The 22,672-nt window shown below is 61.9% G+C and carries 13 protein-coding genes, 1 tRNA gene and 3 pseudogenes; 11 read left to right on the top strand and 6 right to left on the bottom strand.

What is annotated here, in order from left to right; all coding sequences use genetic code 11:
- Window positions 1-15 precede the first annotated feature (15 nt).
- The 4 genes from F758_RS0132205 to F758_RS0132190 all read right to left on the bottom strand — a co-directional run bounded on the left by F758_RS0132205 (window position 16) and on the right by F758_RS0132190 (window position 5,145).
- The gene (locus F758_RS0132205; protein ID WP_024511741.1) at window positions 16-1,128 is read right to left on the bottom strand and encodes a CaiB/BaiF CoA transferase family protein; all 1,113 of its coding nucleotides are present in this window, start codon (window positions 1,126-1,128) and stop codon (window positions 16-18) included.
- 160 nt (window positions 1,129-1,288) lie between these two features.
- Entirely contained in the window at window positions 1,289-2,089 is an 801-nt protein-coding gene (locus F758_RS0132200) for an FAD binding domain-containing protein (protein WP_024511740.1), read from the bottom strand.
- A 134-nt stretch (window positions 2,090-2,223) separates the two neighbouring features.
- Window positions 2,224-4,572, bottom strand: coding sequence for a xanthine dehydrogenase family protein molybdopterin-binding subunit (locus F758_RS0132195; protein WP_024511739.1), 2,349 nt, complete (start codon window positions 4,570-4,572; stop codon window positions 2,224-2,226).
- Window positions 4,573-4,659: 87 nt separating this feature from the next.
- A complete protein-coding gene (locus tag F758_RS0132190; protein WP_024511738.1) occupies window positions 4,660-5,145 on the bottom strand; it encodes a (2Fe-2S)-binding protein in 486 nt (161 codons plus the stop codon).
- 865 nt (window positions 5,146-6,010) lie between these two features.
- Here F758_RS0132190 and F758_RS0132185 point away from each other — a divergent pair.
- Window positions 6,011-8,053 (top strand): methyl-accepting chemotaxis protein, encoded by a 2,043-nt coding sequence (locus F758_RS0132185; protein ID WP_024511737.1) that lies wholly within the window; start codon window positions 6,011-6,013, stop codon window positions 8,051-8,053.
- A 65-nt stretch (window positions 8,054-8,118) separates the two neighbouring features.
- On the opposite strand, the gene F758_RS0132180 is transcribed toward F758_RS0132185, so the two are convergent.
- Window positions 8,119-8,505 carry a DUF3175 domain-containing protein gene (locus F758_RS0132180; protein WP_024511736.1) on the bottom strand — a complete coding sequence of 129 codons (387 nt, stop codon included), beginning with the start codon at window positions 8,503-8,505 and terminating at the stop codon, window positions 8,119-8,121.
- A 221-nt stretch (window positions 8,506-8,726) separates the two neighbouring features.
- On the opposite strand from F758_RS0132180, the gene F758_RS0132175 reads away from it, so the two are divergent.
- From F758_RS0132175 to F758_RS0132160, 3 genes are all read left to right on the top strand, one after another.
- Window positions 8,727-10,196 (top strand): MFS transporter, encoded by a 1,470-nt coding sequence (locus F758_RS0132175; RefSeq protein WP_245286651.1) that lies wholly within the window; start codon window positions 8,727-8,729, stop codon window positions 10,194-10,196.
- A 6-nt stretch (window positions 10,197-10,202) separates the two neighbouring features.
- Window positions 10,203-11,027, top strand: a complete 825-nt coding sequence (gene otsB, locus F758_RS0132170; protein ID WP_024511734.1) for a trehalose-phosphatase — start codon at window positions 10,203-10,205, stop codon at window positions 11,025-11,027.
- A 372-nt stretch (window positions 11,028-11,399) separates the two neighbouring features.
- Window positions 11,400-12,875 (top strand): trehalose-6-phosphate synthase, encoded by a 1,476-nt coding sequence (locus F758_RS0132160; protein WP_024511733.1) that lies wholly within the window; start codon window positions 11,400-11,402, stop codon window positions 12,873-12,875.
- Window positions 12,876-12,975: 100 nt separating this feature from the next.
- Here the strand turns inward: F758_RS0132160 and F758_RS45035 are convergent.
- Window positions 12,976-13,310: pseudogene (locus F758_RS45035) on the bottom strand (hypothetical protein).
- A 215-nt stretch (window positions 13,311-13,525) separates the two neighbouring features.
- On the opposite strand from F758_RS45035, the gene F758_RS0132150 reads away from it, so the two are divergent.
- The 7 genes and pseudogenes from F758_RS0132150 to F758_RS0132115 all read left to right on the top strand — a co-directional run.
- Window positions 13,526-13,615 (top strand) — tRNA-Ser (locus tag F758_RS0132150).
- 161 nt (window positions 13,616-13,776) lie between these two features.
- A complete protein-coding gene (locus F758_RS0132145) occupies window positions 13,777-15,072 on the top strand; it encodes a tyrosine-type recombinase/integrase (RefSeq protein WP_024511732.1) in 1,296 nt (431 codons plus the stop codon).
- A 403-nt stretch (window positions 15,073-15,475) separates the two neighbouring features.
- On the top strand, window positions 15,476-16,561 hold the full coding sequence (locus F758_RS0132140; RefSeq protein ID WP_024511731.1) for a SphA family protein: 1,086 nt from the start codon (window positions 15,476-15,478) through the stop codon (window positions 16,559-16,561).
- 147 nt (window positions 16,562-16,708) lie between these two features.
- Entirely contained in the window at window positions 16,709-17,707 is a 999-nt protein-coding gene (locus F758_RS0132130) for a formylglycine-generating enzyme family protein (protein WP_024511730.1), read from the top strand.
- Complete coding sequence (locus F758_RS0132125; RefSeq protein WP_024511729.1) at window positions 17,704-19,395, top strand: arylsulfatase; 1,692 nt, start codon at window positions 17,704-17,706, stop codon at window positions 19,393-19,395. The genes F758_RS0132130 and F758_RS0132125 overlap by 4 nt, the downstream gene beginning before the upstream one ends.
- 145 nt (window positions 19,396-19,540) lie before the next feature.
- A pseudogene (locus F758_RS45030) lies at window positions 19,541-20,528 on the top strand (HAD family hydrolase).
- Window positions 20,529-20,790: 262 nt separating this feature from the next.
- Window positions 20,791-21,369, top strand: a pseudogene (locus tag F758_RS0132115) (hypothetical protein); the annotation flags it as partial.
- Between the last annotated feature and the right edge of the window lie 1,303 nt (window positions 21,370-22,672).

Raw genomic sequence — 22,672 nt, 5'->3', positions numbered from 1 at the left:
AAGCGGACGACGGTGTCACCTCGCTGTGTTCCAGGCACCTATCAATTCCGTCAACTCCACCCTCTCCGGCTCGCGGATGGCTGACGGCGTGCGCGAGAAGCGCGGGGCGGGGGCGGGCTGGGTGACGCCGTGGCGCTCGACAAAGACTTTCCGCACCGCCATGTGCGGGTGCTTTGGCGCTTCCGCCATGGTCAGCACTGGCGCGAAGCAGATGTCGGTGCCTTCCATAATCCGGCACCATTCGTCGCGCGTCTTGGTCTTGAACACTTGCGCAAGCTTTTCCTTCAGTGCCGGCCAGGCCTTGCGGTCCATCTGCGCGTCGAATGCGGCATCGGTCAGGCCGGCGTGCTCGCGCAACAGCGCGTAAAACTGCGGCTCGATCGAGCCGATCGAGATGAAGTGGCCGCAGGCGCATTCGTAAGTAGCGTAGAAATGCGCGCCACCATCGAGCCAATTGTTGTCGCGGCCTTCGATCCAGCGGCCCATCGCGGTCAGATCGAAGAACATCGACATCAGCGAGGCGGCGCCATCGACCATCGCCGCGTCCACCACCTGGCCCTTGCCCGATTTCGAAGCCTCCAGCAGGGCCGCAAGTACGCCGACCACGAGGTAGAGCGCACCGCCGCCGAAATCGCCGACCAGGTTGAGCGGGGGCAGCGGCCGCTCCTTAGGTCCAATCGCGGCGAGCGCGCCGGTCAGCGAGATGTAGTTGATGTCATGGCCGGCGGCCTGCGCCAGCGGACCGTCCTGGCCCCAGCCGGTCATGCGGCCGTAAACCAGTTTCGGGTTGCGCGCGAGCACAACGTCCGGGCCGAGCCCAAGCCGCTCCATCACGCCGGGACGAAAACCCTCAATCAGCGCGTCCGCGCCCGCGAGCAGATCGAGCACCTGCGCCACCGCTTGCTTGTCCTTCAGGTCGAGCTCGATGAGCTTGCGGCCGCGGCCCGCGACAGATTTCGTGTTCTTCTTCGCGCCGATGCGATCGAGGGTGACGACCTCGGCGCCCATGTCGGCGAGCATCATGCAGGCGAAAGGACCGGGGCCGATGCCGGCGAACTCGACGATGCGATAGCCGGCCAACGGACCGGAGGCACGGGCGCCGGCTTGCGGAGATGATTTATCGAGCACGTTGATTTTTCCGAGTTGATTTGCGCTGTCAGCGTTTCCGCTAGTGATTGTCTCGCCTTGAGAACGCGGCCGCAAGCGTCTTTCGACTGGAATGCTTCTTGAAATCGCTGCGGCGCGCAATGGTTTGCGCGCCGCACTCTCTTATTCCGTTTAGATGCTGTCAGCCCGCGGCCGTCACGGCGCGCTGCGCCATCACCTTGATCAGATGCGCGCGATAGTCCGCAGCGCCGTGAATGTCGCTGATCAAGCCGCTTGGGGGGATCGTGATGCCGTCGAGCGCGCTTGCCGACCAGTTGCCCTTCAGCGCGGATTCGATCGCACCCACACGCATCACGCCATCCTGGGATGCGCCGGTAGCGGCGACGCGGACATCACCCGCCTTGGTCTGCGCCACGAACACCCCGGTCAGCGCAAAGCGCGAGGCAGGATGTGGGAATTTCGCATAGCCTGCCTTGGCCGGAATCGGGAAGGACACGGCGGTGATGATCTCGCCGTCCTCCAGCGCCGTTGAGAACAGGCCCTGGAAGAAGTCATCGGCCGCGATCGAACGCTTGTTGGTCTTGATCGTCGCGCCCAGCGCCAGCACCGCCGCCGGATAATCTGCCGCCGGATCGTTGTTGGCGAGCGAGCCGCCGATGGTGCCGCGATGGCGCACGGCGGGATCGCCGATCGTGGACGCCAGATAGGCCAGCGCCGGGGTCGCCTTTTTCACGTCGGTCGAGATCGCCACATCGTGATGCGGTGTCGCGGCCTTGATGGTGACCGCATCGGCTGACACCTCGATGCCGTTGAGCTCCTTGATCTTGCCGAGGTCGATGACGTCGGACGGTGCGGCGAGACGCTGCTTCATCACTGGGATCAGCGTATGGCCGCCGGCGAGATATTTTGCCTCTTTGCCCTTGGCAAAGAGCGCGGCGGCGTCGTCGATCGAGGAGGCGCGATGATAGGTGGTTTGATACATGGGGTGCTCCCTGAAATCTTTTCTCAGTCATTTCGGGATGCGCCGATAGGCGCAGACCCGGAATCTCGAGTTCAATCCGTGCTTCAGATTCCGGGTTCGACGCTCTCGCGTCGCCCCGGAATGGCGATGGTTTCCTAAGCCGCCTTGCTGTGGATCGCGTGCCAGACGCGGTCCGGGGTTGCCGGCATTTCCAGCTTGTTGTCGCCGATCGCGTCCGTGATCGCGTTGATCACGGCGGCTGAGGCGCCGATCGCGCCGGCCTCGCCACAACCCTTGACGCCGAGCGGATTGCCCGGGCACAGGGTCGTGGTGTGCGACAGCTTGAACGACGGCAGGTCGTCGGCGCGCGGCATCGTGTAATCCATGAAGGAGGCCGTCACGAGCTGGCCGTTGTCGTCATAGACCGCGCCCTCGAGCAGCGCCTGGCCGATGCCTTGCGCGAGCCCGCCATGCACCTGGCCCTCGACGATCATCGGGTTGATGAGCCGCCCGAAATCATCGGCCGCAACGAAGTTGACGAAGCTCGTCTTGCCGGTGGCTTCATCGACCTCGACCTCGCAGATATAGGCACCGGCCGGGAAGGTGAAGTTGGTGGGGTCATAGAACGCCGTCTCCTTCAGACCGGGCTCCATGCCGTCGGGCAGATTGTGCGCGGTATAGGCAGCGAGCGCGACCATCGGGAATGCAATCTTCTTGTCGGTGCCGGCGACCTTGAACTCGCCGTTCTCGATGACGATGTCGCCTTCGGACGCCTCCAGCGCATGGGCGGCGATCTTTTTCGCCTTCGCCTCGACCTTCTCCATCGCCTTCAGGATCGCCGTCAGGCCCACGGCCGCCGAGCGCGAGCCGTAAGTGCCCATGCCGAACTGCACCTTGTCGGTGTCGCCATGGACGATCGAGACCTGATCGATGCCGATGCCGAGCCGGTCCGCGACGAGTTGGCAGAAGCTCGTCTCGTGGCCCTGGCCGTGGCTGTGCGAGCCCGTGAGGACCTCGATGGTGCCGACCGGGTTGACGCGCACCTCGGCCGATTCCCATAAGCCGACGCCGGCGCCCAGGCTGCCGACCGCTTTCGAGGGGGCAATGCCGCAGGCTTCGATGTAGCAGGAGACTCCGATGCCCCGGAGCTTGCCGTTCTTCTTGGCCTGCTCCTTCCGCGCCGGGAAGCCGGCATAGTCGATCGCCTTTTTCGCGGCATCGAGTGAGGCGACAAAGTCGCCAGTGTCGTAGTTCATGATGACCGGCGTCTGGTAGGGGAATTGCCGGATGAAATTCTTGTGACGCAGCTCGGTCGGATCGACCTTCAGTTGCCGCGCCGCGGTTTCCATCATCCGCTCGACCAAATAGCTCGCCTCGGGCCGACCCGCGCCGCGATAGGCATCGACCGGCGTGGTGTTGGTGTAGACGCCGATCACCTCGGCATGGATCGCCGGGATCACGTACTGGCCCGACAACAGCGTCGCATAGAGATAGGTCGGTACCGACGACGAGAACAGCGACATATAGGCGCCGAAATTGGCGTGGGTCTTGACGCGCAGCCCCAGGATCTTGTTATCCTTGTCGAAGGCCATCTCCGCCTTAGTCACGTGATCGCGGCCATGCGCGTCGGTGAGGAAGGATTCCGAGCGGTCCGCTGCCCATTTGATCGGGCGGCCGACCTTCTTGGAGGCCCACAGGCAGACCATCTCTTCCGGATAAATGTAGATCTTCGAGCCGAAACCGCCGCCGACATCCGGGGCGATCACCCGCAGCTTGTTCTCGGGCGCGATGTTATAGAACGCCGACAGCACAAGGCGTGCGACATGCGGGTTCTGTGAGGTGGTGTAGAGCGTAAAGTGCTCTTCCGCAGCGTCGTAGTTCGCAATCGCCGCGCGCGGCTCCATGGCGTTCGGCACTAATCGGTTGTTGGTGAGATCGAGGCTCACCACATTGGCGGCCTTCGCAAAGGCATCCCTGACCGCGTTCTCGTCGCCGAGCACCCAGTCATAGACGATGTTGCCGGGCGCTTCGGGGTGCAGCTGCGGCGCGCCCGGTTTGATCGCCGCGTGAATGTCGGGAACGGCAGCCAGCTCTTCATAATCGACCACCACGGCCTCAGCAGCATCGCGCGCCTGGTTCTTGGTCTCGGCGATCACGACCGCGACGGCCTGTCCGACAAAGCGCACGACTTCCGGCGCCATCGCCGGCCACGCGCCCATCTTCATCGGCGAGCCGTCCTTGGACGTAATGGCCCAGCCGCAGATCAGATTGCCGATCTTGTCGTCGACCAGCTCCTTGCCGTTCAGCACCGCGAGCACGCCGGGCATCTTCAGCGCCGCCGAGGCGTCGATGCCTCTGACCTTGGCGTGCGCATGCGGGCTGCGGATGAAGTGAGCATAGCTCGTGCCGACAAGCTTGATGTCGTCGACATAGCGGCCCTTGCCGGTGATGAAACGCCTGTCTTCCTTGCGCACCACGCTGGCGCCAATGCCTTCAATACCCATCTTAAGTCCTCCCTCCCGGAGTTGGTTGGCCGTCGCTTCTCGCGGAAAGCGCGGCGATCTTGTTTGAGCAGGCGGTCGCGGCTTTCGCTATTCAGCGGCCTGCGCGACCTTCATGCGGCTGGCCGCATCCAGCACCGCCTTGACGATGTTGTGATAGCCGGTGCAGCGGCAGATATTGCCTTCGAGCTCGTGGCGGACGGTCGCTTCGTCCAGGTTGCCGCCATACCGGTTCACGATATCGATCGCCGACATGATCATACCGGGCGTACAGAAGCCGCACTGCAGGCCATGATTGTCGCGAAATGCCTCCTGCATCGGATGAAGCTGGTCGCCCTTGGCGATGCCTTCGATGGTGGTGACATTGGCGCCATCGGCCTGTCCCGCGAGCGTCGTGCAGGACTTCACGGCGCGGCCGTCGATATGCACGACGCAGGCTCCGCATTGGCTGGTGTCGCAACCGACATGGGTCCCGGTCAGGTTGAGATGATCGCGCAAGAGGTGGACAAGAAGCGTGCGGTCTTCGCAATCGACCGAAACCGCCCTGCCATTTACCGTCAATTTGACTGTCGACACGTCGAGCCTCCCGTTGATTTTGAATTGCTCTAATTAGAGACAGGGGCTCAAAGACTTTGCAACTGCGATTTTCGTCGCCAGGGTCATCAAGGGTCACGCGAGGACGTGTGCATGCGACCGGGTCCGCTGCTGAATGCCTCGCCTCACATTCGCCGGGACCGCGTCCGTCATTTCCGAAGCCGAATAAAGCCACGCCCTCGCCTTCTCGCGACGCGATGGGTCCGAGCCTTGCCAGGACATCAGCTCCCTCCAGAAATAAGCCGGCGCAGGGAAGGCCGGGTGCCCGCCGCCGCACCCATCGCGCAAGAGAAATTGTGGGGCGTTGACCGCAGGTGCAGCCGCAATCACACCGGCCTTCCCTGCGCAGTAGCTTTAACGGTGTCTTTCGTGCTCACCGGTGAGCCGGACGTTGTTGTCACCGTCATTGGTGAGACGCGAAAGCCAGCTTCGCCGACTCGGCGCCAGGCTTGAGGCGCCAGGACCACATGATTTGCGTGTCCGCGCCGATGGCGTTCGTCCAGCGACACGGTCGCGTCCATCGCATTTCGACCACCCGACGTCGGTGACGATCGCGATACCCCTCGTCGCTGGACCGGAACAAAAAGAGAACTCGATGTCAATCAGGAGCGGGTCAAGAGGATTCCGGCCCCGCCATCCAGCCGGGCGATCGTGCCGGAGCCGCCACTTCGGATTGTGGATCGCGCTCCCGCATCGCCGTGATGGTCTGAATTTACCGGCTTTTATGAATTGTGCCGTAGTTATTTTTATGAATTGTGCCGTAGTTATACGGGATACGATCGGGCGCTGTCGCGCCCCGGTCCGCGCTGTTTTGATGGTTTGATTTGGGAATACGCGTGAGGTCGGAATGTCTGGGGCTGAGGGTACGAAACGGCGTCTCCCGAAATTCTTCACCTTGCGATTTCGCGGCAAAGTCCTGCTCGGCTTTGCGGCCGTGCTGCTGATCTCGACCGTCAGCCTCGGCATCGCCTATCTCGGCTTTGAGCGTGTATCCGCCGCCGTTGCAGCCTATCGTGGCAGCGTGTCCGAGGCGGATCTGGCACGCAACATCGACGGCGCGCTGATCTCGTACCGCTCGCTGGCCAAATATTACGTCGTGACCGGCAAGGAGGACGACGCCAATGGGGCGCTGGCGGCGGAAGCAAGCCTGAAGGCTGCGATCGATCAGGCGCTGAACAGCACGAGCAAGTCGGCGCGGCGAGATGGACTGAACAAGCTCGCCGCCGAATTCAAGCGTTTCTCGCAAATTTTTGCCGATATCCTGAAGCTCAAGCGTGAGAGCGCGCTGGTGACGCAGAACCAGCTCAACCGCAGCGGCAATATGCTGCGTTACAAGCTTGACGACATTGCCAGCAACGCGTCGGAAGAGCAGCTCGGGGCGGTGGAGATGGGAGTCAAGCAGGTCAGCACGCAGCTCCAGACGGCGGTGGCGCTCGCCAACAACTTCGTCATCAATTCCGATCGGACGGTCGCGAGCAGCGCGCTGGCGCGGCTGAAATTCGTCGAGAGCACGATGAATGCCGTGGATGCCGGCGGTAACGAGAATGTCGCGGGCGGGATCAAACAGGCAAAGGCGCTGCTTGTCGAATACCGCGACGCGCTCACAAAGCTCGTCGACAACACCAAGGCGGTCGACGAGCTCGTCAAGGAGATGAGCGGTTCGGCCGGTGCGATCAGCCAGGGCGCGAGCGCCATGAAGGATGATCTTGTCTCCGAGCAGCGGCGGATCGAAGCCGGCACCGATGCCATCGTCGGGCAAACCGAGCAGCTCATCATCATGCTCGCGGCCGGCGGCTTCTTGCTCGGCGGCTTGCTCGCGCTGCTGCTGGGCCGCGGCATCTCGCGGCCGATGATCGCGATGTGCCAGGCGATGCGCGAACTCGCCGGCGGCAATTTCGACGTCGTGCTGCCCGGACTTGGGCGCAGCGACGAACTCGGCGAGATGGCGGGCGCGGTGGAGGAGTTCAAGCTGCAGGCGATCGCCAAGGCCGAGCGCGACGCGGCCGTGCATGAGGAGCAGAGCAAGGCGGCCGGCGCGGCGCGACGCGCCGAGCTGATCCGCTTCGCCGATCAATTCGAAGCGGCGGTCGGCTCGATCGTCTCCAACGTGTCGACGTCCGCTTCCCAGCTCGAACAAGCTGCCGGCCTCCTGACGCGGACGGCCGAAACCACGCAAGGCCTGTCGAGTCAGGTGAGCGGCGCCTCGGAAGAGGCGGCGAGCAATATTCAATCGGTAGCCTCCGCGACCGAAGAGCTCTCGACCTCGGTCGATGAGATCGGCCGGCGCGTGCGCGAGTCCAACAAGATCGCGGAATCCGCGGTCGTGCAGGCGCAGCAGACCGACGAGCGCATCAGCAAATTGTCGCGCGCGGCGCAGCAGATCGGCGACGTGGTCAAGCTGATCACCGCGATTGCCGAGCAGACCAATCTGCTCGCGCTCAACGCCACCATCGAGGCCGCGCGTGCCGGCGATGCCGGACGCGGCTTTGCGGTAGTCGCCTCCGAGGTGAAGTCATTGGCGAGCCAGACCGCGAAGGCGACCGACGAAATCTCCAACCACATTTCCGGCATGCAGCAGGCGACGGAAGAATCGGTGGCCGCGATCAAGGAGATCGGCGCGACGATCGCTCAGATCTCCACCATCGCATCCTCGATCGCGGGCGCGGTCGAACAGCAGGGTGCGGCGACGCAGGAAATCGCACGCAACGTGCAGAACGTCGCCGCGGGCACGCAAGACGCCGCCGCCAATATTGTGAGAGTCAACCAGGGCGCCACCGAAACCGGCTCCGCCTCCGAACAGGTGCTGAGCTCGGCCAAGACCCTGTCAGGCGAAAGCGCCCGCCTGCGTGCCGAACTCGACCGCTTCATGGCGAACATCAGAGCGGCATAGGCCGGACTGACCGCCAGCATTCCGCCGTCATCGTCCGCCACCGGTTGTTTGGCGGCAGCGGCGAGCTACTCTCTCCCGAACTCGCGCTTCAGCTCGTCCTTCGCTCGTTCCAGTCGCGCGCGCTGTGTCTTTGGCAAATTCCTTCCGGCGCGGTTGATATAGAACGTCAGCATCGACAGCGCTGAGCGGTAGGCGCCGGACTTGCGGCGGCGGCTGGATTCCGCCGAGCGCTTCAGCGAGGCGGCGATCTTCCTGGCGCTGGTCTGCTTGAAGACGCCCTGCTCCAAATCGAGCGCGTTGCTTTTGCGGGTGACGCGCTGAGACCAGCGTTTTGCGGTGCGCTTGGCCGCAGGCCTCTTGCGTGCCGCGCCTTGCTTGCGCGCCGCGCCGGCGCTGGCCGTCGATGCTTTCCGGGAGGTCTTGCGCGAAGCTGCCTTGCTGCGTATCGCCATCGGTCAACTCCAAGAACTTCCTGTGAGGCATCCCCTGAAACCGACGCCTCGCCGATCGGTTCCGTTCGGAACCAACGTGCCGCGTGCGGCGTTGTCGCACAGTTGCGGGCAGCGTCTTTGCCGCGATGGCGCATGAGGTCCTTCACAGAAACTCGAGGGCGCAGGCCCGCGAGAGGGTTTGGCGTTGGTACCATCCAATGGAGTTGCAGCAGAGTCCGGCCATGAACCATGGCGCCACCGTCTGCGCCGCCGTGCCGGCCCGCGATGATCGCATCATCGAGACCAATATCCCCTCGCGTCTCGATCATCTGACCTGGAGCGGCTTTCACACCCGTGTCGTACTCGCGCTCGGCATCACCTGGATTTTGGATGGGTTGGAAGTGACCCTGGCCGGCGCGCTGTCCGGTGCGCTGAAGCAAAGCCCGCTCCTGCAATTCTCCAATTTCGACATCGGTATCGCCAACAGCGGCTATCTCGCGGGCGCCGTGCTTGGCGCGCTCGGCTTCGGCTGGCTGACCGACCGGATCGGGCGCCGAAAACTGTTCTTCATCACGCTTGCGCTCTATCTCACCGCGACCGCCGCGACCGCGCTGTCCTGGAGCGTTGCGGTCTACACGCTGTTTCGCTTTCTCACCGGCGCGGGCATCGGCGGCGAATACACGGCGATCAACTCCACGATCCAAGAGCTGGTGCCGGCGCGCTACCGCGGCTGGACCGATCTCGTGATCAACGGCAGTTTCTGGATCGGCGCGGCGCTCGGCGCAAGCAGCGCCATCATTCTGCTCGATCCCGCGTTGCTCGAACCCGACCTCGGCTGGCGCCTGGCTTATCTCATTGGCGCCGGTCTTGGCCTCATCGTGCTGGTAATGCGGATGTGGATCCCGGAAAGCCCTCGCTGGCTGATGATCCACGGTCACCCCGAGGCCGCCGAGAAAATCGTCACGGAGATCGAACGCAGCGTGCTCGGCCACGTCCAAGATTCTGCGGGGCCGGACTTTGCAAAGATACGATTGCGGATGCGCGATCACACCCCGCTCAAGGAGGTAGCGCACACGCTGTTTTCTTCCTATCGCACGCGTGCGCTGGTGGGACTCACGCTGATGGTCGCGCAGGCGTTCTTCTATAACGCCATCTTCTTCACCTTCGCGCTGGTGCTGACCGATTTCTACGGCATCGGCGCCGATGCGGTCGGCTGGTACATCCTGCCCTTTGCGGCCGGCAACTTCATCGGCCCGGTGCTTTTGGGCCGCCTGTTCGATACGCTCGGACGACGCGCCATGATCACGCTGACCTATGGCGTCTCCGGCATCCTGCTTGCGCTCTCGGGCTATCTGTTCTCGATCGGCGTCCTGAGCGCGCAAGGCCAGACAATTGCCTGGATGGTGATCTTCTTCTTTGCTTCGCCCGCCGCGAGCGCGGCCTATCTCACGGTCAGCGAAACCTTTCCCTTGGAGGTGCGTGCGCTTGCGATTGCACTGTTCTATGCCATCGGCACCGGCATCGGTGGCGTAGTCGGTCCGGCCCTGTTCGGCGCATTGATCGATACGGGATCGCGCAGCAGCGTGTTCTTCGGTTACCTGCTCGGCTCCGTACTCATGGTCGCCGCAGCCGCCATCGCCTGGCGCTACGGCGTCGCTGCCGAACGCAAGTCCCTGGAATCGGTTGCGCGCCCGCTGGCTTTTTTGGAGTAGAATGACATGATGGAAAATCTGGCCGAAATGCAGGACGAGCTACCAGAAGAGCAGGATACGCCGGACCAGCTTCCGGTGCCGCAGTCGTTGGTGCCGCATTTGAGCGAAACCGCGATCCTGCTCGATATCGACGGCACGCTGCTCGATCTGATGCCGACGCCGCGTGAGGTCTGGGTGCCGCCGGGGCTTGCCAAGACGCTCAATCGCCTGATGGCGCGGACCTCGGGCGCGCTCGCGCTGGTGAGCGGGCGCTCACTCAACGACATCGATTTGATCTTCGCACCGGACCAGTTTCCGGCCGTCGGCGGCCATGGCGCGGAAATGCGGCTCTCCGCGGACGCCGAGGCCGTTGCTGCCCAGGCGCCGCCGATGGACAGGGAGTTGAAGCGCAGGTTAGCGGCGATCGCGCGGCTCAGCCCCGGAATATTGCTGGAGGACAAAGGCTATTCGCTGGCGCTGCACTATCGGCTGGCGCCGCACGCGGAGCGCGCGATCTATGAGGCGATCTCACTGATCCGAGCCGATCTGCCGGAGGCGCCAATCGAAGTTCTGCCGGGCAAATGCGTATTCGAGATCAAGCATGCCGGCTTCACCAAGGCCAATGGCGTCCGCGAATTGATGAAGCACGCGCCATTCAGCGGGCGGAAACCACTCTTCATCGGCGACGATGTCACCGACGAAAGCGTCTTTGCCATCATGCCCGATCTGAATGGCCTATCCTTCTCGGTTGGCCGGCGCGCGCACGGCGTCAACGGACATTTCGATGCGCCAAGCGATGTGCGCGAGTTCCTTGCTCATCTTCTGGACGACGAGCGTAGCCCGGCACCGTAGCAACGGCGTACCGAGTTTGTATGGTTCCAAGATGCCGAATTGGCAGCGCGCGGTGACTTGTCTTCGAATTGTCATCCCGTTCTCTTTTTTTCGGCATGATGTCTTCGCAGCGCTCGCCGCTCGATCGTCCCCATCGTCGGGCGGAAGTGCCGCTTGGTTGTGAAAAATCGTGCGCGATCAGGGGGCGGGCAGCGACACTGTGTCGCCATCACATTCGAGCGCGGCATTCCTGCACCAGCCTCTCATTTTGTTGAAGCGCCCGGGTTCCTCCGCCGTCCGGCCCGATTTCGGTTTCAATTCGCTGGAAGGCTAAAAGGAACCATATTGATGAACGGCAGTTAAATGACACGCCGTAACAGGAGGGGACTCCTCGTGAATCTCGTTGTCATTTCAAATCGCGTTGCGCGCGGTAAAGCCAATGAGCCGATGACGGGCGGGCTTGCAGCCGCCTTGTTGCCGGTCGTTGAGAACTCCGGCGCGATTTGGGTTGGTTCCTCGGGCCGCGTGCGCGATGGGTTCCAGAAGGAACCGTTCGCCGAAATCGAGGCGCTCGGGTGTGGCGCGCTGGCCATGCTCGACCTGCCGGCCGCGCATTACGGCGGCTATTATGAGGGCTTTGCGAATTCCGCGCTGTGGCCGGCGCTGCATTCGCGCAGCGACCTGATCCGCACTTCGCAGGGCGATTATCTCTCCTATCGTGAAGTCAATGCCTTCATGGCCCGCGCATTGATGCGGTTCCGCAAGCCGGACACCGCATTCTGGGTGCAGGACTACCATTTTCTCGCGCTGGGCGCCGAGCTGCGCGAGCTGGGGGTCACCGAACCGATCGGCTTCTTCCTGCATACGCCGTGGCCCGCGGCGGCCGTGGTTGAGGGCGTGCCGCACCATCGCGAACTGATCGAGGCGATGCTGGCTTACGATCTCATCGGCTTCCAAACCACGCAGGACTGCGACAATTTCTTGTCCTATGTTCGCGACGATCTCGAGCTGCCGGTACGCGACGGCATCGTCAGCTCGCGCCATGGCCGCACCCGGCTGGCCGTGTTTCCGATCGGGATCGATGCGGAGAAATTCGCAACCGGTGCCGCCAAGGCGATCTCGCATCCGGACGTGTCGCGGCTGCGGCGCAGCCTGAACGGCGAACGGCTCGCGATCGGCGTCGACCGGCTCGACTATTCCAAGGGCCTCGTCAACCGCATTCATGCCTTCGACCGCATGTGGACGCTGCATCCGACGCTGGCGCGCACCGTGTCGTTGCTGCAGATCGCAACGCCTTCGCGCGGCGGCATCGAGGCCTACGGCAATCTGCAGAATGAGGTTGCGCGTCTTGTCAGCGACGTCAACGGCCGTCATGGCGAGGTGGATTGGACGCCGATCCGTTATCTCAACAAGGGGTTCAGCCAGTCGGTGCTCGCCGGCCTCTATCGCACTGCGCAGGTCGGCGTGGTGACGCCGCTGCATGACGGCATGAATCTGGTCGCCAAGGAATATGTCGCCGCACAGAACCCGGCCGATCCCGGCGTGCTCGTGCTGTCGAAATTCGCCGGCGCCGCCAATGAGCTTGATACCGCGCTTTTGGTCAATCCGTACGATATCGACGGCATGGCGCGCGTGATCGCTATGGCGCTATCGATGCCGCTGACCGAGCGGCGCATGCGTTATGAAGCGATGATGGACAAGCTGAAGAGCCACAGCATCACGCACTGGTTCGCCAATTTCATTCGTGCATTGCAGGAGAGCCGCAGCGAGCGCGCGCCTTCGATCGCCGATCAGGCTATGGGCGAACCCGAGATGCCGGAGCCCATGTGGCGGATGCGCGGCGCGCATGGGGTGGCGCGGTTTCACTGACAGGGCCTGGAGCGCGATGAAATCAGGTCAAACGTCATTGCGTTCTCGTTTCTTGCTTAAGCATGATCTTTTCGGGAAACCGCTGCGCAGTTTTTCGGGATCATGCTCTAACTAAGCCTCGATAGCAGTAGGACACGCCGTCGAGGATGGCGCAGCGCGTCTTGTTCGGCGCGTTTGGCTCGTCCAGCGGCACCATATGCCGTAGCGCTCGCCGACGAACACGCTCTTGCCCACCGACACCGATGCCTTGTTGCCGATGATGACGCTGGGATACGAGCTTGCGCTTGATCGCGTGCGGTCGGGCCAGACAATGGCGTTCTCGGTGAAGATGCCGCGACGGCCGTCATCGCAGGTAACGTCGACACCTTGCCGGGTGCGGCGCTGCGGCGCGGCCAGGGCCATCGTCGCCAGCACTGCCATTCGCCCATCCTGCATCGCCGCCTCTCCGCTGCTTGCTGATTCCAGATCAATCGTCGCGCCAGCACCGATTCCGGTTCAACGCCAGGGCCCGGAACGGCCCCAGAGCGGTTCGCCGGCGGCCGATCAGGCGTAAATATTGTGTATACATTTCAATGGCTTGCATAAATTTCTCGCGCCCGGCACGGCGCCACTTGCAAAAACCGCCACGCCCCTTCAAGAGAGGGGCATCCGGAGAGATGGCCGAGTGGCTTAAGGCGCACGCTTGGAAAGCGTGTGTGCGGGAAACCGTACCGTGGGTTCGAATCCCACTCTCTCCGCCAGAAGGCTGTCTCAGGGCATCCCACCCAAACCCGATTTCCGACATAAAACGCAGCGATTGCAGCGCCATACAGACAGTGTGGCGCTCCAAGCTGTTCCGCCTTGTTTCGTCAAATCTTGCGCCTAAGTGTATGTAGGAGTGTATGTAGCGGGAGGCCGGTTTATGGCGCGGAGCTTCGGAAAATTGACGGCCAAGAAGGTCGAGCATCTATCGAAGCGCGGCATGCACGCTGACGGTGGCGGGCTTTATCTGCAGGTCGCCGAGGGCGGCTCAAAGAGCTGGCTCTTTCGATACAAGCTACACGGTCGCGCGCACTGGCACGGGCTCGGCTCGCTGCGCGACGTGAGCCTTGAGGAAGCGCGCGATAAGGCGACCGAGGCTCGCAAGCTCCGTCGCAGTGGCGGTGATCCGATCCAGGCGAAGCGCGAGGCAGAAGCCGCCGCCCGCATCGAGGCAGCCAAGGCGATCACGTTCGGTGCGGCTGCCAAGCGGTTCATCAAGGCCAATCGAGCGGGCTGGAAAAATGCCAAGCATGCCGACCAATGGCTGATGACGCTGCTCGGCATCGACCGGAATGGCAAGCCGACCAAGAACGACTACTGCAAGACGATCCGTGATCTTCCCATCGGCGCGATTGATACGACGTTGGTCCTGCGGATCATCGAGCCGATCTGGGCGAGCAAGACCGAAACGGCCAGCCGCATTCGCAGTCGCATAGAGCAGGTGATCGACGCCGCCAAGGCGAAGGGCGAGTTCAAAGGCGAAAACCCGGCACGATGGAAGGGGCATCTCGACAACCTGCTCCCGGCCACGTCGAAGGTTCGCAAGGTCCGCAATCATCCCGCGCTGCCTTATCGGCAATTGCCCGACTTCATGCGCAAGCTCCGCCAGCGTGATGGTGCCGCTGCGGCAGCTCTTGAGTTTCAAATCCTGACGGCCGTCAGGCCCGGCAACGCGGTCGCGGCAAAATGGGACCAGATCGATCGGCAGACATCAGTTTGGACCATTCCGGCTGCACTCATGAAGAGCGATTCGGAACACAGAGTCCCATTGAGCAAGGCGGCGCTCACTGTCCTTGATCGCATGGAAGCCACGAGGGACGGCAGCGAATACATCTTCCCCAACAGCAAGGGCAAGTCTCTAAGTGACGCCTCGACGGCCGCGGTGATCGACAGGATGAATGAGCTGGAACGGTGCTGGATCGATCCGAAGCTCGACCGCGAAATCGTGCCGCACGGCTTCCGGTCATCGTTCCGCGATTGGGCTGCAGAGCACGGCTATGATGATCCTGTCGCCGAAGCTGCGCTCGCGCACAAGGTCAGTGACGACGTGATCGCGGCTTATAAGCGCACAACGTTCTTCGAACTGCGCAAGCGGATGATGAAGGACTGGGCCGAATATTGTGCCCGACCTTCCAGCAGCGTTGACACAATCGTAGCATTCCGCGCGCACTCATGAAGCTTGAGAAAAGAATTGGCGATACAGATTTTCTCGATGAAGAGCGACTAGCAATCATTGAGCACTGGGCCTTCTCCGTTGCCGGATGCCATTGATCTTGACGCTGCGATTAGCGAGCTGGAAGACGAGCGAGCGTCTATCGCGGCCCGTGAGTGCGGCCGATGTCCTTGACCGAATTAGCGAGCGTAAGCTTCAACTCGTCGCTGACGCGAGAGGTGCGCCGTCGCGTTCGACCGACGCCAATGCCATCTGTGGTGGGGCGGCAATGGCCGAGGACTGCGAGGCCGAAAGCGTATGCGGGTGGTCCAAATGCCACAATCGAAGGTTTAAACTATTTCACCACTTGCTCCGCCGCACGAGAGGCTGCAGAATTGAGCAGTCGCTTCCCTTGCCGGGTAGTCCGATGAAATGCGTTCAGCGTTTTTTGAGGACGACGCCTGTTCTTCGCCGAGCCGTTTGGCCGCTGGCCGCGAGCGCGGTCGTCGTCATCTCCGTGCTGGGGTCGATCGAACCGGCCGCCGCGGACGAGGACGGGATCAGCTTCTGGCTGCCAGGAACGTTCGGAAGCTTGGCTGCGGTGCCAACGGCACCTGGATGGTCCGCCATATCGTCCTATTACCATACGTCGGTGACTGCCGGCGCCAACGTCTCGGCAGCGCGTGAGATCACGATTGGCCAATTCACTCCGAGCGTTACGGCGAACCTTGCGGCCAACCTGAGGGCGACCGGGGATCTGTTCTTCCTTACTCCAACCTACACGTTTGCAACGCCGGTTCTGGGAGGACAGGCGGCCGTGAGCATGACCGGCGTTTTCGGGCGCACAAGCACCTCAATCAACGGGACGCTGACGACGATGGTCGGCCCGTTTACCTTGACGCGGCCCATCAGCGCCAGCGACGAGCTGACGAGCGTTGGCGATCTCTATCCGATGGCGACACTGAAATGGAATCAGGGCGTCAACAATTTCATGGTCTATACGCGAGGCGACATTCCGGTCGGCGCTTACGACGCGAACCGCTTGTCCAATGTCGGCATCGGCCACGGTGCTATCGACGCCGGTGGGGGCTATACATACTTCGACCCGACGAAGGGCCATGAGCTCTCGGCGGTCGCGGGATTCACCTACAACTTCAAAAATCCGACCACGGACTACCAGAGCGGCACCAACTTTCATCTCGACTGGGGCGCGTCCCAATTCCTGTCCAAACAGGTTCACGTCGGGCTCGTCGGATATCTGTACGACCAGATCGGATGCGACAGCGGTGGACGCGACCTGCTCGGCTGCTTCAGGTCGCGGGTGGCCGCCGCAGGACCTCAGGTCGGATACATCTTTCCGGTCGGCGAGATGCAGGGCTACCTGAACCTCAAAGGATACTACGAATTCGCCACCGACAATCGGCCGCAAGGCTGGAATGTTTGGCTCACGTTTGCGATCTCGCCGCCCGCGCCAGGTGCGCCGCCTCCGCAAACACCGCTGGTGCACAAGTAGCGTTCGTAGCTGGAGCGTGCGGAATGAGCTTTGCCATTTCGTCAATAGACGTTTTTGCGATCGACGCTCGGATACGATCTCAGAAGCGCATTGAAGGGCGCGGATATCCGCGTGCCGAGTAGAAATTGCGGAGGCTGCACCTTGACCATGGAGGTTCATCCTGATCCTGGAACCAGTGGCACTTCCGATCTTGCCGTTCGTGAAGTCCCGGCGAGACCCGGCATGGTCTGGATTCCCGGTGGCACCTTCCGCATGGGATCAGACAAGCATTATCCCGAGGAGGCCCCGGCCCATCGCGTGCGCGTCGATGGCTTCTGGATTGATCGCACACCGGTCACCAATTGGGAATTCCGCAAGTTCGTCAACGCGACCGGCCACATTACTTTCGCCGAGATTCCGCCCGATCCGAAGGATTATCCCGGTGCATTGCCGCACATGCTCAAGGCCGGCTCGCTCGTCTTCACGCCTCCCAGGCACGCGGTCGATTTGCACGACTGGTCGCAGTGGTGGAATTTCAAGTTCGGCGCCAATTGGCGCAGGCCCTACGGCCCGCGCTCCTCAATCAGTGGGCTCGACGAGCATCCCGTCGTGCACATCGCGTACCGCGATGCGGAGGCTTACGCGAAGTGGGCAGGAAAGGAGTTGCCGACTGAAGCCGAGTGGGAATTCGCGGCGCGCGGAGGCCTCGACGGAGCCGAGTTCGCCTGGGGCGACGAGTTCGCGCCCGGCGGCAAGCACATGGCCAACACATGGCAGGGCGAATTTCCGCACGAGAACCGCGTGGAAGACGGTTGTGCACGCACGTCGCCGGTGATGGCGTTCCCGCCGAACGGCCACGGCCTCTACGACATGATCGGCAACGTCTGGGAATGGACGACCGACTGGTGGTCGACCAAGCACGAAACCGAGGCCACAAAGCCCTGTTGCATCCCGGAAAATCCGCGCGGCGGGCCTGAGGCCGCGAGCTACGACCCGTGCCAGCCGCAAATCAGGATTCCGCGCAAGGTGCTCAAGGGCGGCTCGCACCTGTGTGCACCGAACTACTGCCGCCGCTACCGCCCGGCCGCGCGTCATGCAGAGCCGGTCGATACGTCCACGAGCCATGTCGGATTTCGTTGTGTCATTCGTGAAGGGAGGAAGTCATGAACAATGGCGACAATCGAGGCGAAACCAAAAAAGATAGTCGCGTCCCGACCCGGCGCAGCATTCTGCTCGGCGGTACCACGCTCGCGGCTGCATCCGCGCTCGGATCGGGCAATTTCGTTGGCACTGCACAGGCACAACAGCAGCCGACGCCTCCGCCGAGCACTAGACCCAACATTCTTGTGATTTGGGGTGACGACATTGGGCTGACTGACGTGAGCGCCTACTCGCTCGGCCTGATGGGGTTTCGCACTCCGAATATCGACCGCATCGCCCGCGAAGGAATGATATTCACGGATTACTATGGCGAGCAGAGTTGCACTGCAGGCCGCGCGGCTTTCATCACCGGACAGAGTGTCTTTCGGACCGGCAACTCCAAGGTCGGACTGCCGGGCGCACCGCAAGGCTTGCAGAAAGAGGACCCGACAATCGCCGAACTGCTCAAGCCGCTCGGCTACGCCACCGGCCAATTCGGCAAGAACCATCTTGGCGACCGCAACGAGTTCCTGCCGACGGTGCACGGCTTCGACGAATTCTATGGCAATCTCTACCACCTGAACGCCGAGGAAGAACCCGAACTTCCAGATTATCCGAGCCCAATGGATTTTCCGAATTTCCGCGAGCATTTCGGGCCGCGCGGCGTGCTGCACACTTTTGCCAGCGATGTGGACGACCCGACCGTTGATCCGCGGTTTGGCCGCGTAGGCAAGCAGAAGATCGAAGATACCGGACCGCTGACCAGAAAGCGCATGGAAACGATCGATGACGACATTGCCGAACGCGCCGCCGTCTTCATCGAAACGCAGGCCAAGGCAAACAAGCCGTTCTTCTGCTGGGTGAACTTCACCCACATGCATTTCCGCACGCACCCGAAGCCGTCCAGCATCGGACAGGCGGGCCGCTGGCAGGACCCGTATCACGATGTGATGATCGATCATGACAAGAATGTCGGCTCAGTGCTGCAGAAGATCGACCAGCTCGGCCTAGCGGACAACACAATCGTCTTCTACAGCACCGATAACGGACCGCACATGAACAGCTGGCCGGATGGGGCAATGACCCCGTTTCGCAACGAGAAGAACTCGAACTGGGAAGGTGCCTACCGCGTGCCGGCGATGGTCCGCTGGCCCGGCAAGATCAAGCCGGGCACGGTGTCGAACGACATCATGTCGCATCTCGACTGGCTTCCGACTTTCCTGGCCGCAGCCGGCGTGCCGGACATCAAGGAGAAGCTTCTCACCGGCTACAAGGCCGGCGATATGACCTACAAGGTGCATCTGGATGGCTACAATTGCCTGCCCTATCTCACCGGCCAGGAAGCGAAGTCCCCGCGCATCGAATTTTTCTACTTCTCCGATGAAGGCGACCTGACGGGCCTGCGCTACGACAATTTCAAGTTCGCCTTCGCGATCCAGCCGGCACCGGGGACCCTCGAAGTGTGGCAGAAGGAGTTCGAGCATCCGCGCGTGCCGTACGTCTTCAATCTACGCACCGATCCCTTTGAACGCGCGAACATCACGTCGAACACCTACTACGACTGGCTGATAGATCACGCCTTCCTGATGGTGCCGGCGCAGGCGGTGGTGGGCAACTTCCTCGCGACGTTCAAGGACTATCCGCCGCGCCAGAAGGCGGCGAGCTTCACTATCACACAAGTATTGGAGAAGATGAGCCGGACCAACGGGGATTAAGGTCAATTTTGCCGCGCCGCATTGCGCTCCTGCCATCCCAGTAGGCAGCGCAAGGCGGACGCAGGCCTTGCAAAACGTTGATCAGGCGTCCCAGTTTTCACCGCCGGCGCCGTATGCCAGCGTGGCAGCCCGTTAGGAGAAGGCGATGCGCCAGCAAATCATGCGAGCAGTAGTTCTCGGATTGATCGCAGTCTTCGTAGCTGAACTGAGGGTAGGCGTTGCCGCCGCCCAGAACGATCAGTTACCCTCCTGGAATGACGGACCTGCCAAGCAATCGATCGTCGAATTTGTTGCGAAGGTGACGAAGGAAGGTACGCCTGAATTCGTACCCGTTCCAGAACGCATCGCAGTCTTTGACAATGACGGCACTCTCTGGTCAGAGCAGCCGATGTACGTCCAGCTCGCCTTCGTGCTCGATCGCGTGAAGGCGCTCGCGCCGACGCATCCGGAGTGGAAGGCCGAGCAACCATTCAAGGCCGCGTTGGAAGACGATATCAAGACTCTCGCCGCCGGCGGGGAGCATGCGCTCGTTGAGTTGGTGCTCGCGACACACGCCGGTATGACGACGGACGAGTTTGCCGAGATCGTTAAGGAATGGCTTGCGACCGCGAAGAATCCGATGGTCTATCAGCCGATGATCGAATTGCTCGCCTATATGCGAGCGAATGGCTTCAAGACGTATATCGTCTCCGGGGGAGGCGTCGAGTTTATGCGGGTTTTCAGCGAACAAGTCTATGGCGTTCCCCCGGAGCAGGTGATCGGCAGCACGGGAAAGACCAAGTTCGGAGTCCAGGATGGCAAGCCGGTGATCCTGCGCCTGCAGCAGATCACCTTTATCGATGACAAAGACGGAAAGCCGCTTGGCGATCAATCAGTACATTGGCCGCCGGCCTATCGCCGCCTTTGGCAATTCGGACGGCGATTTCCAGATGCTTGAATGGACCACGGCGGGGGCGGGACCGCGGCTTGCGCTCTATGTGCACCATGACGACGCCGAGCGTGAATTGGCGTACGATCGCGACTCCTCATTCGGCCGCCTCAGCCGCGGGCTGGATGAAGCGACCAAGCGCGGCTGGATCGTCGTTAGCATGAAGAACCATTGGAAAAGGGTGTTCGCGTTTGAGAGCAAGTGACCGGACATGCCGAGTCACGCGGCAGCCACCCAGACAAATTGTGCGAGCGACGCATCGAAACGCGGTTGCGGCGTGCTGGTTCGCTGGCTGTCTATTCGCCGCCGCAACAACCAGTCCAGGCGCCGCCGTCGCTCAGACGTCCAGCGAGCAGAATTCCGACCGTGATGGCGCGTTCGATTTCGTCCGGCCGCCGCCCAACATATTCCAGATGATTTAGCAATACAGGACCGCTCCGGGAAGCGGCTCCGAGCCTAACACGACACGGTCGGTCACCACCCAGACTCTCAACCTGCGCTATGATCACGCCTTCTTCGACCTGCCATCTAACTGGATCCTGGTGACGCGAACCGATCTGCCGCTGCTCGCCAGGAATCCCATCACCGATTTCAACCCCAACGGCGACTATCTTCAAGGTATCGTCGATGCCGACTTCCAGGCGGCCCTCATGCAGAAAATCAATCAGCGCTTCGCGTTCGGTTTCGGGCTTCGCGTCATAACCCCCACCGGCGATAATGCGCTGGGCTCCGGCAAATGGCAGGTGATGCCGATCGTGGGTGCCCGCCTTGGCCTGCCGGAGATCAGCAGCCCGAGCTATTTCGAACCAATCCTTCGTTACGATACCAGCGTAGTGGGCGATCCAACCAAGAGGAACATCAGCAACCTGCAATTCGCGCCGACGTTCAACGTCGGCTTGCCAGATCGGTGGTTTGTGACCTTCTTCCCAAGCCCGGACATCCGCATCAATTACGGCGATCCGATCACTGGTCAGACCGGTCGCTTGTTCCTTCCGTTCGATTTCCGTTTTAGCAAGAAATTCTCGGACAATGTTGCCTGTCGCTAGAGGTTGGCGTGCCGATCATCAAGGATTATCCGGTTTATGGCGTCAAGGCGCAGCTTCGGTTCAACGTGACGTATTAAATTCCCGCGTTGATGGGGGTAGCCGTAAGGCCAGGACGGCCTCCTATGCAATGGGCGGCGGTAAGTTCGGCGGGCGCGATAGATAGAGCGCAAGAACGATCAGTGCCGCTTGGGTTTCCCACCGCGGTAGGATATTCTGATCGCGGCCTCAGCGCAGCTGAACGACAATCTCGACCAAGGCCGTCATTGCATTGCGCCTAATCGGCGAGTAGGGCCTTGGCCTCTTTCAAGTCCCGCGTGTCGAGACCTTCAGTGAACCAGCCGTAAATCGGCGAGAGCAGATCGCGCGCCTCGGTGCGTTTGCCCTGGTCGCGCCAGAGCCGCGCAAGATCGCGGGCCGCGCGCAGCTCCCAGAATTTGGCGCTTTGACGCCGCGCCACTTCGAGCGCGCGGCGATAGCTAACCTCCGCGGCGGCGTGCTTGTGCATGGACAGCAATAGCGTCCCACGGAGCCGATGTATCTCGGCCTCGGTCCAGCGCTCGTGCGTTGTCTCAACCAACTTGGCCGCTTCAGCGAGCTGATCAAGCCCTTGTTGCGGTTGCGCCGCCATCCCGTAAGCGTCGGCGAGCGTCAGCAAAAAAAATGGAATCATCAACTTGCGATTCCCGGCGCGGCACGTTGCCAGCCCTCCAAGGAGCAGCGGGATGCCCTCGGCGGCTTGCCCTAAGCTGGCCAGACACCACCCGCGCATGATGTTTCCGATTGCCAACGAGTCACGGAAGCCATGCTCGTCCGAGACGGTCACGACCTCTTTCGCCGACGCCAGCATCGACCGGGCTGCCTCAGTCCCCTCGACCGCCCAATCGCGATACCAGGCCTGACGCAGCACGAAGGCCCGCATGAAGGGCGAGAGCCGTTGCGACTCCGCAAGGGCCTCGTCCCGCCGCAAACGCGCCTCATCGAGATCACCAAGGCAAACCAACGTCCGGGAAAAATGAATCACGGCTCCGACGTATGGATCTTCTGCCGTCGGCGCGAAGGCTCGATAGGTCGGATCCCATAAGGAGAAAACACTCTCATGGTAAGCGCGGACGTCGGTGAACTTGCCAAGGTAGAAGCAGATGTTTCCGCTGATTTGCGCGCCGAAACATTTCCACATNGCGTCGTTGCCNGCCTCGCGCAGGTTACGCAGCTCCTCGGCATGATGTTCCGCCTGCTCCAGCTCGCCACGGACGATGCGAAACAAATACTGCCCATACAGGACCAGTCCTAATTGCGCCGGCCG

Source organism: Bradyrhizobium sp. ARR65 (genome assembly GCF_000472385.1).
Lineage (GTDB): Bacteria > Pseudomonadota > Alphaproteobacteria > Rhizobiales > Xanthobacteraceae > Bradyrhizobium.
Note: the sequence above shows the minus strand (reverse complement) of the source record. Positions and strands in the feature narration are given on the sequence as shown.